Origin of the sequence: Methylocapsa sp. S129 (assembly GCF_009765995.1) — a bacterium.
Taxonomy (GTDB): Bacteria; Pseudomonadota; Alphaproteobacteria; order Rhizobiales; family Beijerinckiaceae; genus Roseiarcus.
In genome coordinates, this window is the sequence record NZ_LMUI01000047.1 from 67,287 (window position 1) to 81,510 (window position 14,224).

Here is a 14,224-nt window from a genome sequence, read left to right on the forward strand (position 1 = left end):
AACATCTCCGATTCCGCTAAATCATTGATCGATTTAGGTCGCCTTGCTTAAGAGCGCTTTAACGGACCGCGTCTATTTTTCAGATGTACTAGGGAAAAGTCGCGCGCGATGGCCAATATCATGACCGCATTGGATCGTCCGATCCGGCCCAATTGGCGGGGTTGGACGAGCACGCGCTGGGGTTCGCTACTCGGAACGATCCGGGGGCGCATCCTGATCGCGTTTCTCGCCATGAGCGTCATTACCGGCGCGCTGGGCGGATATGCCGCGCTCGGCATGAAGCACGCTGGCGCGCTCGTGGCCAAGACCTTTGACGAATCCTTGATGTCGACCAACTACGCCCATGCGGCGGCGGCCGACTTTGCCGCGATGCAAGCCGCGTTCACGCGCCGTTCGATCGCTCAAGACGCGGGCTTGCGACGAAAGCTCGACGAGACCATCGATGGGCTCGGCCAGTCCCTGAACGAGGACCTGCAGATCGCCGCCGATCGATCGCATTCGGCTCGCGCTGCGCAAACCGTGCAAAATGCGCGGCGCGCGCTCGAAGCCTGGAGCGATCAGCGCGGCGCTTCGATCGACGCCAACGCGCCGGACGCCTCCTGGGGGACGCTCGACCGCTATGCGGAAGCGGTCAATCAAGAGATCAATCTGCTGGTCAACGCGACGGCCGGCGACGGCTTCGCCAACCGCCAGCGCGCGCTGGCGAGCGTGGCGGCGGATCTGCGGCTCAATCTCTTCGGAACCACGCTCGCAATATTGCTTTCAGCCGTGGTCGCCTGGTTGCTGGCTCGGCGCATCATCGGACCGGTGGCCGCCGCCTCCGCGATCGCCGGACGCATCGCCCAGGGCAAGCTGGATGGCGCGATCCCAGAGGGCGGCGCGGACGAGCTGGGCGTGCTGCTCGCCGCGATGGGCGTCATGCGCGACCAGATCGGCACGATGATGGAGCGTGAGGTCGCCGAGCGCCGTTCAGCGCAGACGCGGCTCGCCGACGCCCTTGAGGGCTCGCGCGAAGGGGTGGTGGTCGTCGACGCCGAGGGCCGGATCGCTCTGGCCAATTCGCAGGCCGCCAATTTTCTCGGCGACGCCTCCGCTCTCCTGCATCAGGGCGCCGCAGTCGCAGAGCTTTCCTCCGCTTTGACCCATGCTGTGGGCCATGGCGCCCCGATGCTTCGGCTGGACGGCCGCCTGCCGGTTACCGGCGAGACGCATCTTCGGGACGGGCGTTGGCTGAGGATCAGTCAAAGCATGACTCGGGACGGCGGATCGGTCGCCGTCTGGAGCGACATCAGCGAATTGAAGGAACAGGAAGAGAAGGCCACAGCGACCAATCTGCGTCTCGACGCGGCGCTCGACAATATGTCGCAAGGCCTGTGCCTGTTCGACTCTGAGAACCGGCTCAAGGTCGTCAATCGGCGCTTTTGCGAAATCTATGAACTGTCGCCGGCCGCGGTCCGGACTGGGCTTACGTTCCGCGATATCCTCGAACTGAGAATCGCAGCCGGCGTCCATGAGGGCAAGAGCGCGTCCGATCTGATGGCGGAACAGACCGCGTTCGCCAGCCGACGCAAGGGCGGCGTCTACCACCAGGAGCTCAGCGGCGGCCGCGTCGTCGCGATCGTTCATCAGCCGATGGCCGATGGCGGCTGGGTTGCCACCTATGAGGATATCACCGAGCAGCGCCACTCCGAAGCGCGAATCGCGTTCATGGCGCGCCACGACGCGCTGACCGGCCTGCCCAACCGCGTGTTGTTTGGCGAAAAAGTCGAGGAAGCGATTGCCAATGCCGGGCGCGAGGGAGGCTTCGCCGTGCTCTCTTTCGACCTCGACCGCTTCAAGCAAGTGAACGATACGCTCGGTCATCATGTCGGCGACGAGTTGCTGCGTCTGGCGGCAAAACGTTTGCAGCATTGCGCGCGGGAAGCTGACACCGTCGCCCGGCTCGGCGGCGACGAATTCGCTATTGTGCAACGCAGGGTGGATCGTCCCGAGACGGCCGCGACTCTGGCTCATAGCGCCATTGAGGCGTTGAGCGCTCCTTACGATGTCGTGGGACATCGCATCACGATCGGCGCGAGCGTCGGCATTTCGCTGTCGCCGGGAGACGGCCTCACCCGCGACAAGCTGCTCAAGAGCGCCGATGTCGCGCTCTATCGCGCCAAATCGGACGGCCGCGGCACCTGGCGGTTTTTCGAAGCGGAAATGGACACGCGGCTTCAGGCGCGACGCACGTTGGAGCTTGACCTACGCGATGCGCTCCAAAGGGACGAATTCGAACTCTATTATCAGCCGATCTACGATCTGACGCATGACCGGATTGGCGGTTTCGAGGCTTTGGTGCGATGGCGGCATCCGACCCGCGGCCTCATCATGCCGGGCGAGTTCATAACCCTGGCCGAGGAGATCGGACTGATCGTTCCGCTTGGAGAATGGGTGTTGCGGCGCGCCTGCGCCGAGGCATGCGAGTGGCCAACTCATATCACGCTGGCGGTGAATGTTTCGGCAGTGCAATTCAAGGGCTCGTCCCTCGTCCAGACGGTGCAAGACGCGCTTGCCGCCGCCGGCCTGGCGCCGCGCCGGCTCGAATTGGAAATTACCGAATCCGTGCTGCTCGCCGATAATGTGGCGACGCTCGCCGTGCTTCATACGCTGCGCGGTTACGGCATCCGCATCGCGATGGACGATTTCGGCACGGGATATTCTTCGCTCAGCTATCTCAGAGCTTTCCCATTCGACAAGATCAAGATCGATCAATCCTTTGTCCGGGATTTGGAGGCCGCCGACGGACCCGGCCCGATCGTGCGCGCCATTCGCACCCTTGCTGATAGCCTTTCGATGCGCACAACAGCCGAGGGCGTGGAGACCTACGAGCAGTTCAAATGGCTGCGCGACGACGGCTGTCACGAGGCCCAAGGCTATTATTTCAGCCGGCCGGTCCCTGCCGCGAATATTCCCGAACTCATCGAGCGCGTGCGCGACGTTTCACTGGCGGCGGCATAGGGCGCAGCGCCCTTCTTTAATAAACTCGCCTCTCCGCGCCCGTTTACGTGCGCCGGCTCGGTCGCGATCAATCAACAGTTCTCATTTTTGGCGTCCCTTGCATCCGAGCCGGGCCCGTCCAGGCCATGACGGAAGACGAACGTCTTGCCGCCGCAGTAAGAACCGGCAGCGATCGATGGGCTCGCTTGAAGTCAAATCAACTTCTGTGTCATGCTAGCTTGTCAGACTAAAATATTGGCGAAAAGCGCCATGATAGCGGGAGGAAAAATACCATGGATATCTCGAATCCGGAATCTCAAGCCCGGCGCAATCTGTTGCGCGGCGCCGCGACCGGCGCGGGCGCGGCCGCCTTGTTCGGCGGATTTGGCTTCAATCCCCTAATCGGCGCCGCCATGGCGAAGGAAGCGGGCAAGGCGACGCGGCCTTTGAAGGCGGCTTTCTCGAACGCCGGATTGCAGGCGACCTGGTGCGCGCAGGGCAAGCAGGCCGCCGAATATTGGGGCTCCCTCTTCAACGTCGAGGTCACGTGGTTCGACGGCCAGCTCGACGCGGTCAAGCAGCGCTCGGCGATCGACAACATGGCCTCGCAGAAATGGGATTTCGTCGCGATCCAGGCGTTCGGCATCGGCACGCTGACCGCTCCGGTCAACAAGATGATCGACGCCGGGATTCCGGTGATCGACATGGACACGCTGATTGCACCGCTCGACACGATCAACGTCCTGTCGCTGCTCGCGCCCAACAACGAATTCATGGGAGCGTCGGTGACGCAAGCGCTCGTCAACGCGATCAATGGCGATGGCACAATCGTCATGACGCAGGGCGCGCTCGGCCATACCGGAGCTCAGGGCCGCGCCAAAGGTTTCCACTCCGTCCTCTCCAAGTTCCCCAAAATCCAGCTTCTCGACGAGCAACCCGCCGATTGGGACGTCACCAAGGTTGCGCGCATCTGGGAAACGCTGCTGACCAAATATCCCAAGATCGACGCGGCCTTCTTCCACAATGACGATATGGCGCTCGCAGCCTCAAAGGTGATGCAGGCCAAGGGCCGCACGGAAACCAAGATCGGCGGCGTCGACGCCATGCCGCCCGCCATCAAGGCTGTGCAGGGGGGCCAGATGTTCGCCACCGTGCGCAACCCGTCGTGCCGTATCCACGGCGGCGCGATCATCGCCGGCGTCTCCGCGGCGATCAACGGCGCCAAGACAGGAACGGACATTCCAAAAAATATCGTCACCGACGGCCCGGTCGTCACCAAAGACAATGCCGACGGCATGCTCTGGATGGAAGAGCAGTTCCTGATCTGATCGACACCGGCGGAAACGCGGCGATGGCGTCCGCGCTGCTCGAACTGACCGGCGTCTCGAAGTCGTTTGGCGGCGTCCAAGCGCTTCGAGACGTCGACTTCACCCTGCTCGCTGGCGAGATTCACGGTCTTGCCGGCGAGAATGGCGCCGGCAAAAGCACGCTGATGAAAATCATCGCCGGCGCCCATGGCGCCGATGAAGGTCAAATGAAGATCAACGGTCAGCCCGTTCGCTTCCGCTCGTCGCGCGACGCGCTGGCGGCCGGGATAGGCATGGTGCATCAGGAGCTCAGCGTCGCGCCGGAGCTCAGCGTCGCGGAAAATGTCTTCCTGGGCGCGCAACCGGTCAACCGCCTCGGAATTGTCGCGTGGCGCGATATGGCGCGCGCCGCGGCGGAGCAGTTGAAAAACCTCGGCCTCGACATCGATCCGCGCGCCCGCCTCGGCGATTTCCCGATCGGCGTGCAACAACTTGTCGAGCTTTCCCGCGTGCTCTTTTCCGGCGCGCGCATCATCATTCTTGACGAACCGACCTCAGCGCTCTCGCCCCCGGAAATCGAGCGCCTGTTCAGCGTTCTCTCGAAGGTCAAGGCGAGCGGCCGCAGCATCGTCTTCATCTCGCACTTCCTCGATGACATCCTGAAAATATCTGACGAGATCACTATATTTCGCAACGGCCGCAAGGTTGCGACGACGCCAGTGACGGCGGCGATCGACAAGGCCTGGATCATCGAGCGCATGATCGGCCTTGGCCGCGAGGAGCTGGAAGAGAGTTATCTCGGCGAGATAAGGCTCGACAGCCGCCCCGAGGCGCCGGTCGTGCTTGCAACGAAGGGATTGACCCTGGCGCCGGCTTATCGCGAAGTCTCCTTCGAGGCGCGGGCTGGCGAAGTGCTCGGCGTCTACGGCTTCATGGGATGCGGCCAACTTGAACTCGCACGCACGTTGTTTGGCCGGCTGCGCGCCGATCATGGCGTCATGGAGATTGCGGGCCGGCCCATGACGCTCGCCAACACGACCGCCGGCAAGCGGGCCGGCATCGCCTATGTCGCGGAGAGCCGGCGCGCGATGCTGTTCAGCGAGGAGCCTGTTTTCAAGAACGTTTCGATCGCCATCCTCGAACGGCTGTCGCGCTGGCTGCTCAAGCCCGATCGCGAACGTGTGATCGCCCAAGCGCAGGTGAAGAGCCTCGACATACGCCCCCCCCACATCGAGGCGCGTCTCGGCGGTCTGTCCGGCGGCAATCAGCAAAAGGTCGCGCTCGCCAAATGGCTGACCCACCCGCCGCGCATCCTCCTGCTCGCCGAGCCGACGCGCGGCATGGACGTCGGCGCCAAGGAGGATGTCGTGAAAATCGTTCGCGCGCTGCGCGATCAGGGCATTGCGGTCATCGTTTTTTCGACCGAGCCCGAGACGGTTCTTTCGCTCGCCGATCGCGTTCTGGTGATGCGCAAGGGCGAGATCGCCCATGAATTCGCGAGCGAGGCGATCAGCAAAGACCGCCTGCTGGCGGCGGCTTGACGATGGGGCTTTTAGATTGATGGACACGCAAGGCGCAAATGCCAGCCCCCCTGCCCGCACGTTTCGCCTCGGCGACTTCCTGCGTGATCAATTACGCAATATCGCGCCGTTCATCACGCTGCTGTTTCTCGTCATCTTCTTCAGCCTGGCGAGCCCCTCCTTCGCCACGCTCGACAATCTCGAGAATATTCTTCAGCAGGTGTCGGTGACGGCGATCATTGCAGTCGGGCTTACTTTCGTCATTCTGACCGCCGAAATCGACCTCAGCGTCGCGGCAGTCGCCAACGCCACCGCGATCGTGTTGACGTTCTTCACGCTGCAGCCCGATTATGTGAACATCGCGAACCTGCCGATGGCAGGGCCGATCGCCATTATCCTGACGCTCTTCGCCTGCTGCGGGCTCGGCCTGATCACCGCCTTCGGCGTCACGCGCATCGGCATTCCCTCGTTCATCATGACGCTGGCGATGATGCAGATCGGCGCGGGCATTTCGGCGGTGCTGGTGCGCGGCCAGATCGCCTATTCCGTCCCGAGCCTGATCCTGACGCTCGGCTCGAAGTCGATCGGCGGCGTTCCCTGGATCATCATCGTCGCGGCGATCTTCCTGCTTGTCGCCCATCTCGTGCTGACCTACACACGTTTTGGCCGCTATGTTTATATGGTCGGCGGCAACAGGGAGGCGGCGGAATATTCAGGCGTCAACGTCCGCTTCATCGTCGGCGCGGTCATGGTGATTTCGGCGATGTGTTCGGGCGTCGCCGGCATGCTCGGCGTCGCCTATTTCGGCAGCGCGCAACAGAACGAATTCGACACGTTCCTGCTCGACGCGATCGCCGCCGTGGTGGTTGGCGGCACCAGCCTGTTCGGCGGGCGGGGCGGCATAGGCAATACGATTGTTGGTCTGTTCGTTCTGGGCGTGCTGAACAACGGCCTCGACTATGTGAAGATCGATAGTTTCCTGAAAATTCTCATTCGCGGGGTCATCCTGCTCATCGCGCTGATCGTCAATATTTACGCCGAGCGATTGCGCACGGCGCGGACCGCCGGTAAAGGCGCGTGAAGCGATTGCATAGAGCCTGAGAGGACCGTTCTGAATGTCGCATGCGGTCTATGCGCCCGTCGACGGCGCCACGCTTGCCGCGACGCTGACGGCGCTTCCCGCAATCAGCGAAAGGCTGGGCGGCAAGGCGACGGACTGGCGCATTCGCGAGGTCGGCGACGGCAATCTCAACCTCGTCTTCATCGTCGAAGGCGAGGCGGGCGGAATCGTGGTGAAACAGGCCCTCCCCTATGTGCGGCTGGTCGGCGATTCCTGGCCTTTGCCGCTGGAACGCTCATGGTTCGAATATAATGCGCTGACCGAACAGGCCCGCTATGCGCCGCGTCTGACGCCGCAGGTTTTTCATTTCGATCGCGAACAGGCGATGATCGTCATGGAATATCTGCATCCGCATGTCATCATGCGCAAGGGCTTGATCCGCGGCGTCGAATACCCCCATTTCGCCGCCGATATCGCCGAATTCCTCGCTGCGACTTTGTTCAACACATCCGTGCTCGCCGGCTCGGCCGCCGAACACAAGGCGCGCGTCGCGCTATTTGCGCCCAATATTGCGCTCTGCAAGATCACCGAGGATCTCGTCTTCACCGACCCTTATCGCGAGGCGCCGCTCAATCGCTGGAACCGGCCCTGGCTCGACGCACAAAAGCAGGCTTTCGAGCGCGACGCCGCGTTGAAGGCGGCAGCGCAGGCTCGCAAATATCAATTCATGACCAGCGCTCAAGCGTTGATCCATGGCGACCTGCACACCGGGTCGATCATGCTGACGTCGACGGACACGCGCGTCATCGATCCTGAATTCGCCTTCATTGGGCCGATCGGCTTCGATGTTGGCGCGGTGCTTGGCAATCTCCTCATCGCCTATTTTGCGCAGGAGGGTCATGAGGCCGCGCCGCGCCAGCGCGACAGCTATCGTGAATGGATATTCGATCAGGTCAAAGCGGTGTGGACGGGATTTCATGACCGCTTCCTCGCGCTTTGGCGAGACGCGCGCGGCGGCGACGCCTATCCCGCGAGTCTCTTTACGTCCGTCGAGGATCGTTCGGCGATGGAGGCCGAGCGCCAACGGTTCATGCGCGTTATCTTTGAAGATTCGCTCGCCTTCGCCGGCGCCAAAATGATCCGCCGAATCCTCGGCCTCGCCCATGTCGAGGATCTCGAAAGCATCGCGAACGCCGAGCGGCGCGCCAAGTGTGAAAGCAAAGCGCTTCAGCTTGGTCGCCAATTGCTGCTCGAGGCCAAGGCGTTTTCCGATATCGCCGAAGTCGTCGGCGCCGCGCGAGCCATTCACGGCGCTTAAGCGTGGCTACGCCTCGGCACAGCGTGCGGCCTGGACGCCTTACCGCGCGACCTTCTCCCGCCCGTAGAGCAGCAGCATCGCGATAATGACCGCGCCATAGATCACCTGGCGCCCTGCTTCCTCGATCTGCACGACGGACAGGATCGATTGCAGCAGCGTGATCAGGATGACGCCGGCGATCGTGCCGATATAACTGCCGCGCCCGCCAAGGATCGAGGCGCCGCCGAGCACGACGGCGGCGATCGAGGGAAGCAGGTAGGCGTCGCCCATCGCCTGGGCCGCCTTGCTCGCATAGCCCGCCAATAATACGCCGCCAAAGGCGGACAGGCCGCCGGCGATCGCAAAGGTGAGCAGCACGACGCGTTGGGTTCTGATTCCTGAGAGATAGGCGGCGCGCTCGCGGTTGCCGATGCCGTAGATGGCGCGCCCGAATGTCGTGCGCGAAAGCAGGAAGACCGTCGCGCCGCCGACGACCGCCCAGACAAGCAGCGCATTGGGGACGCCCAGCAGCGTATGCCCGGTCGCGATGAAGCGCATAGCCGCCGAAGACGAATCCTGCGGCGAGAAACCGCCGGTATGCACCACCATCAGCCCCTGCGCGACCGCATTCACCGCCAGCGTGATGATCATCGAGGGAATGCGCAGATACGCGACGCCGAAACCGTTGGCGAAGCCAAGCGCGACGCCGCACAGAATGCCGAACGGGATCGCAAACGCCTCGCCGGTGGGACCCCATCCCGTCGCCGCCGTCGACATCATGCCGCCGACCGCGACGACCCAGGGCACCGACAGATCGATCTGGCCGAGCAGGATCACCAGCATCATGCCGGTGGCGATCACCCCGAGGAAGGAGGCGACCTTCAATTGCTGCAGCAGATATTCGGGCGACAGGAAGCTTGAGGAATAGAGGCTCCCCAGAAACAAGAGAAGGACGATGCAGCCAAAGGCGGTGGCTACCGCGGGATCGACCTTTCGCCACAGGGCGCCGGCGCGCGTATTCATCGAAGCGGGCCTCATTCGAACAGGTCGAGACGGTTGCGGATCTGGAACAGCCGGACCGACCCCAGGCACACCGCCGCCAGGAGAACGACGCCCTGGAACAAAGGCTGCCATAGGGGGTCGAGATCGAAAACGAACAAGAGATCGCCGATGGTGCGAAACATCAGCGCGCCGAAAATGGCGCCGATCGCGCTACCCGATCCGCCGAACAAGGAGACGCCGCCCAGAACGACGGCGGCGATCGAATAGAGCGTATAGGATCCTCCGTTCGCCGCCGAAGCCTCTCCCGAAGCCGTGATGAAGGTGAGGAAGAGGCCCGCCATCGAAGCGATCAGACCGGACAGGACATAGGCGAAGAATTTGGCGGCCTGCACTGGCACGCCGGACATATAGGCGGCGACTTCGGACGAGCCGACCGCGTAAGTGGCGCGTCCGATCGCCGAGCGCCGGAAGGGAACCCAGATCACGAGGACAACCACGAAAAGCGCAATGAGGCTGACCGGAAGCACACCAAACAGACGGCCGGTGAGGGCGTCGGAAAGGTCCGAATCGACATCGCCGCCGGGAACCGGCCGCATCGCCAGCGCGATGCCAAAGTAGACGGCGCCGGTGGCGATCGTCGTCACGATCGGCTGCAGGCGTCCATAGATGACGATCGCGCCATTGATCGCGCCGCAGATCAGGCCCGTCAGAAGAACGCCGACGATCCCGAGGCCGACCATCGCTGGCGAGCCGACTACGATCGCCGAGGCGAGGCAATTGGTCAGGACGAACACCATGCCGACGGAAAGGTCGATGCCGGCGGTCAGAACGACGAAAGTTTGCGCCACCGCGACAAGCGCGAGCAGCACGCCCTTGTTGGCCGCCGTCTGAACGACATTGGCCGTGAAGCCGGCGGGATGGTTGCTGGCGTAAATGACGAACATGAGGATGAAAAAGACGAAGGCGAGCAGCGTCCCCCTATGCTCGCTCAATCGATAGCGCCAGTCCTTCACGCTGATGTCGCCGACGCCATGTCAGCCCCCTCGCTCTGCGCCGACATGTTGAGCGCGCTGCTGATCAGCGCCCGCTCGGTGATTTCATCGCCGACAAGAACGCGTTTGACGGCGCCGTCATAGAGAACGAGCACGCGGTCGCAGCAGCCGATCAATTCGTCATAGTCGGTCGAATAGAAGATGATCGCGGCGCCGGTCGCGGCGAGCTTGCGCAGGAGCTGATAAATCTCAGCCTTGGTGCCGACATCAATGCCGCGAGTGGGATCGTTGAGTAGGATGATGCGCGGCTTCACCATCAGCCATTTGGCGATGACGACCTTCTGCTGGTTGCCGCCGGAGAGCGATCCGACGGGAATGTCGGTCCCCGCGGTGCGGATGGCGAGCAGCTCGATCATCTCGTCGATCAATTGGCGCTCTTTGGCGCGGTCGACGATGCCGCCGCTGGAAATGCGATCGAGCGCGGCGAAGGATAGATTGACGCTGACCGACATCGGCAACATCAGGCCTTCGGTCTTTCGGTCCTCGGGGATAAGCGCCATGCCGATTTTTTTGGCCTTGGCGGCGCTCGGGCTCGACACCGACGCCCGCTCTCCATCGATCAAGATCTCGCCGGAGACGCCGCGCAGCACGCCAAACAGCGCCAGCAGAAGCTCCCGCTGCCCCTGCCCGTCCAGGCCGCCCAGACCCACCACCTCGCCGGCGCGAACGCTGAGCGAAATGTCCTTGAGCCGATCGAGCCAGGAGAGATGGCGAACTTCCAACACGGGCGGCTTGGCGCTCGGCGCCAGCGCCTGTTTGGGCGGAAAGACATGGCTGTATTCGCGCCCGATCATCAATTCCACGACTTCATCATCGCTCTTCGTTCCCGCCCGATAGGTCGCGACATTGCGGCCGTTGCGGAAAACCGTGCATTGGTCCGCCAGTTCGGCGATCTCATGCATGCGGTGCGAGATGTAGAGCAGCGCCAGGCCCTCGGCGCGCAGCCGTTTGAGCACCACGAACACTTTGGCGACATCGGCGGCGGTCAGCGCCGAAGTCGCCTCGTCGAGAATAAGGACGCGCGGATTGCGCGCCAGCGCCTTGGCGATTTCGACCATCTGGCGGCGCGACAGCGGCAGATCCTTGACCGGCGCCATCGGGTGAATGTCCTGCGCGCCGGCCCTGGCGAGCGCTTCTTCCGCTATTCGTCGCTGCGCGCGCCTGTCGATCAGACCGAAACGCTTAGGCGGATTGCTGATGCAAATATTGTCGGCGACCGACAGATCGGGAACCAATGACAGTTCTTGAAAGATGCAGACGATGCCCGCCTGATTGGCCGCCGCGGGAGAAGCGAATTGGATCTCGCGGCCGTCAAGCAACATCCGCCCTTCGTCAGGGGCGACGACGCCGGACATGATCTTGATCAGCGTGGACTTCCCGGCGCCGTTCTCGCCCAGAATGGCGTGAATCTGCGCCGCCTCCACGGTCAGATTCGCCTTTTCCAGCGCTTTGACGCCGCCATACCGCTTGGAGACGCCATCCATGCTGAACAATGGGACCGCGGGCGACGCCATCCTCTTCTCCTCAAAAAACAAGCGCCGCGGGACATATTCTCCCGCGGCGCCGACTTGCCCTGATCTCGTTATTTGTTGTCTTTGGTCTGGCCCATGATTTCCTGGGCGGTGAAGTTGATGTGGCAGGTCGGGAAGGAATTGCCGACGAAGAAATTATCGGATTGCTTGGAATAGTAGTTCTCGTCGTCCTTGAAGTTCGGATCCTCGACCTCGGCCAGCGGCAGCTTGATGGACTGCGGCAGGATACCGCCCTCGAGCGCCACGATTGCGGTGTGGATGGCGACCGCGACCTGCGCCGGCCCCGTGCCGCCCGAAGCGCATTTCAGGCCGTCGCCCGAAAATTTCGCGCAGAACTTGCGGAACCCGTTCTCCGTCTCGCCGCCGAAGGGAACCATCGGATGCTTGGCGTCGAGCATGGCCTGCACTACGCCGGTATCGCCGCCCTGCGCAGTGAACGCGTCGAAATGCTTCTGCACCGCGATGGCGTCGGCGGTCGCCTTCTGCGCGGTCGGATCGTCCCATTTGCCGACGACTTCGACGACGTCCCATTTCTTGCCCGACTTATCGAGCGTCTCATGGATGCCGTTGTGGCGATCGGTGTCGACGGACGTGCCCGCCACGCCGCGGATTTCCAAGACCTTGCCGCCGTTCGGCACATTCTTGATCAGCCAGTCGGCCCAATAGACGCCGAGGCCTTTTTGATCGACGTTGACGTTGATCGTATCTTCGGTGTCGAGAATATTGTCGAAGGCGATGAGAACGACGCCCGCGTCATTGGCGCGTTTGATCACCTGCTTGAACGCCGCGGGGTTCTGGGCGTCGGTGACGATCGCATCATAGCCCGAATCGATGAAATTATTGATCGCCGCGATCTGAGCGGCGACGTCCTCACCCGTGGAGACAACCTTGAATTCCTTCAGCTTGGCGGCGATTTCGGGCTGCGCGGCATAGGCTTTGGCGGTCTGGATCATCTGGATGCGCCAGGTGTTGGCGACGAAGCCATTGGCGAGCGCGATGCGATACGGCCCCTTCTTGGTGGGATATTGGAAGAATTTCGTCTGCGCGGTCCACGGGACAAAACACTCGGGATCGGCGGACGGGCCGGCTACAACTTTGGGGCCAGCGAACGAAGGCGCGACATTCAGGATGCAGGCGCCGGCGAGCAGCGCTGCGACAGCAGCGCCGCGACAGAGATAGCGATTGTGATTCACGGTCTTCCTCCCTCTTGCTTTGTTTCTTTTTCGTTGGTCGAACGACAGAAACTTCTACACCCTAAATTGATCTAGGATGACGCGGATATAGTGGTATACCGGTTCAAAATCCGGCGCAAGAAGTATGATGAATGGGGAGCTGGGCGAATGGGGACGGCGCGCAATGTCCTGTCGATCGTCGGAAGGAAGAAGAACGCGGCGGTCGCGATCGATCGAGGGCGCAGCGTCCCACCGCAGGTCTATGAGGTGCTGCGCGAGAAGATTCTCACCGTTCAGCTAAAGCCCGGCGAGTCGATCAATGAGCGCTGGCTGGCCGATTGGCTCGGCGTATCGCGCACGCCCATCCGCGAAGCGATCAACCGGCTCTCCGCTAATGGCCTGATCGCCATCATCCCCAATGTCGGGACCTCCGTTTCGCTGATCAATGTCGCGAGGGTGAAGGAATTCAACCTGATCCGGACGAGCCTCGAGTCGATGATCGTCCGGCTCGCGGCCGAAAGGTTCGATGATTCCGCCGCCGTTATGTTGAGCGATCTCATCGACCGGCAGATCGCCACGCTGGAAGTCCCAGACCTCATCGAAAACATTGTCGTCGACAGTCAGTTTCATCGCGCAATCGCCGAGATCAGCGGCCTCAATGCGACCTGGGCCATTCTGCAGCATGCGATGGATGAAATCCTGCGCGTGCGCCACCTGTCGGTTCGTCTGCCGCGCCCGCTCAGAGAGCCGATCGACGAGCATCTCGCCATTCTCGACGCCCTCAGGACTAGAGATCCCGATCTATGCGAGCGGGCGATGAAGACGCACCTCGATTCTTCCTACAAACATGTCGTCAGCGCGTTGGAGCAACACCCGGAATATTTGGAAAATCAGCCGTGAGAGCGCCACCAGGTCGTCCACGCCTACGAGTTCGGGATGCAAATCAATAACTAATAAATTGAACCCATTCGCTTATTTCAGTCAGCCGATGGCTGCGGCGAGGCAGAAAACTGAAGTTATGAGCCGCTGAGCGCATCGCCACGGCTGTCACCTGCCTGCAACAGTGGCGCAGCGAAACGCTCCGCGCGCCAAATTCCCGCAGCCGCGTCCGCCAAACTCGTTTATACGCGAAAGCAGATTTGCGGATGAATGATTCCTGCGAATCAAGTTGGGTATCGGCAGCGCAAGGAGGAGTGGATGAAGCGAATTCAACGAACCGCCATCCGGTCCGTTTCGCTCGCCGTCCTCCCGCTCAGCCTCATGGGCCGCGCATCCAGGATGAACCCGTTTTCGGGTTGAGCGT

10 protein-coding genes are annotated in these 14,224 nt (G+C 62.2%); 6 read left to right on the top strand and 4 right to left on the bottom strand.

Annotated elements, in window-relative coordinates; all coding sequences use genetic code 11:
- The first annotated feature begins 108 nt into the window (after positions 1-108).
- The 5 genes from GSQ90_RS24585 (at position 109) to mtnK (ending at position 8,184) form a co-directional block, all read left to right on the top strand.
- On the top strand, positions 109-3,000 hold the full coding sequence (locus GSQ90_RS24585; protein WP_246731757.1) for an EAL domain-containing protein: 2,892 nt from the start codon (positions 109-111) through the stop codon (positions 2,998-3,000).
- 272 nt (positions 3,001-3,272) lie between these two features.
- On the top strand, positions 3,273-4,307 hold the full coding sequence (locus GSQ90_RS24590; protein ID WP_158817609.1) for a sugar ABC transporter substrate-binding protein: 1,035 nt from the start codon (positions 3,273-3,275) through the stop codon (positions 4,305-4,307).
- A 23-nt stretch (positions 4,308-4,330) separates the two neighbouring features.
- Positions 4,331-5,827: a sugar ABC transporter ATP-binding protein gene (locus GSQ90_RS24595; protein WP_158817610.1), complete on the top strand. Its 1,497-nt coding sequence runs from the start codon at positions 4,331-4,333 to the stop codon at positions 5,825-5,827.
- Positions 5,828-5,846: 19 nt separating this feature from the next.
- Positions 5,847-6,887, top strand: a complete 1,041-nt coding sequence (locus tag GSQ90_RS24600) for an ABC transporter permease (protein ID WP_158817708.1) — start codon at positions 5,847-5,849, stop codon at positions 6,885-6,887.
- Positions 6,888-6,921: 34 nt separating this feature from the next.
- Complete coding sequence (gene mtnK / locus GSQ90_RS24605) at positions 6,922-8,184, top strand: S-methyl-5-thioribose kinase (protein WP_158817611.1); 1,263 nt, start codon at positions 6,922-6,924, stop codon at positions 8,182-8,184.
- Between the two features lie 39 nt (positions 8,185-8,223).
- On the opposite strand, the gene GSQ90_RS24610 is transcribed toward mtnK, so the two are convergent.
- The 4 genes from GSQ90_RS24610 to GSQ90_RS24625 all read right to left on the bottom strand — a co-directional run bounded on the left by GSQ90_RS24610 (position 8,224) and on the right by GSQ90_RS24625 (position 12,897).
- Complete coding sequence (locus GSQ90_RS24610) at positions 8,224-9,186, bottom strand: ABC transporter permease (protein ID WP_246731758.1); 963 nt, start codon at positions 9,184-9,186, stop codon at positions 8,224-8,226.
- Between the two features lie 11 nt (positions 9,187-9,197).
- Positions 9,198-10,178: an ABC transporter permease gene (locus GSQ90_RS24615; RefSeq protein WP_158817613.1), complete on the bottom strand. Its 981-nt coding sequence runs from the start codon at positions 10,176-10,178 to the stop codon at positions 9,198-9,200.
- Complete coding sequence (locus GSQ90_RS24620; RefSeq protein WP_158817614.1) at positions 10,175-11,731, bottom strand: sugar ABC transporter ATP-binding protein; 1,557 nt, start codon at positions 11,729-11,731, stop codon at positions 10,175-10,177. The genes GSQ90_RS24615 and GSQ90_RS24620 overlap by 4 nt, the downstream gene beginning before the upstream one ends.
- 68 nt (positions 11,732-11,799) lie before the next feature.
- Positions 11,800-12,897: a sugar ABC transporter substrate-binding protein gene (locus GSQ90_RS24625; protein ID WP_174247535.1), complete on the bottom strand. Its 1,098-nt coding sequence runs from the start codon at positions 12,895-12,897 to the stop codon at positions 11,800-11,802.
- A 192-nt stretch (positions 12,898-13,089) separates the two neighbouring features.
- Between GSQ90_RS24625 and GSQ90_RS24630 the strand changes: the two genes are divergently transcribed.
- A complete protein-coding gene (locus GSQ90_RS24630; RefSeq protein WP_158817616.1) occupies positions 13,090-13,821 on the top strand; it encodes a GntR family transcriptional regulator in 732 nt (243 codons plus the stop codon).
- The last annotated feature ends 403 nt before the right edge of the window (positions 13,822-14,224 follow it).

Excerpts from the sequence above, each read along its gene's own strand:
- GSQ90_RS24585 (WP_246731757.1), top strand. The coding sequence starts at position 109 with ATGGCCAATATCATGACCGCATTGGATCGTCCGATCCGGCCCAATTGG.
- GSQ90_RS24590 (WP_158817609.1), top strand. The coding sequence starts at position 3,273 with ATGGATATCTCGAATCCGGAATCTCAAGCCCGGCGCAATCTGTTGCGC.
- GSQ90_RS24595 (WP_158817610.1), top strand. The coding sequence starts at position 4,331 with ATGGCGTCCGCGCTGCTCGAACTGACCGGCGTCTCGAAGTCGTTTGGC.
- GSQ90_RS24600 (WP_158817708.1), top strand. The coding sequence starts at position 5,847 with ATGGACACGCAAGGCGCAAATGCCAGCCCCCCTGCCCGCACGTTTCGC.
- mtnK (WP_158817611.1), top strand. The coding sequence starts at position 6,922 with ATGTCGCATGCGGTCTATGCGCCCGTCGACGGCGCCACGCTTGCCGCG.
- GSQ90_RS24610 (WP_246731758.1), bottom strand. The coding sequence starts at position 9,186 with ATGAATACGCGCGCCGGCGCCCTGTGGCGAAAGGTCGATCCCGCGGTA.
- GSQ90_RS24620 (WP_158817614.1), bottom strand. The coding sequence starts at position 11,731 with ATGGCGTCGCCCGCGGTCCCATTGTTCAGCATGGATGGCGTCTCCAAG.
- GSQ90_RS24630 (WP_158817616.1), top strand. The coding sequence starts at position 13,090 with ATGGGGACGGCGCGCAATGTCCTGTCGATCGTCGGAAGGAAGAAGAAC.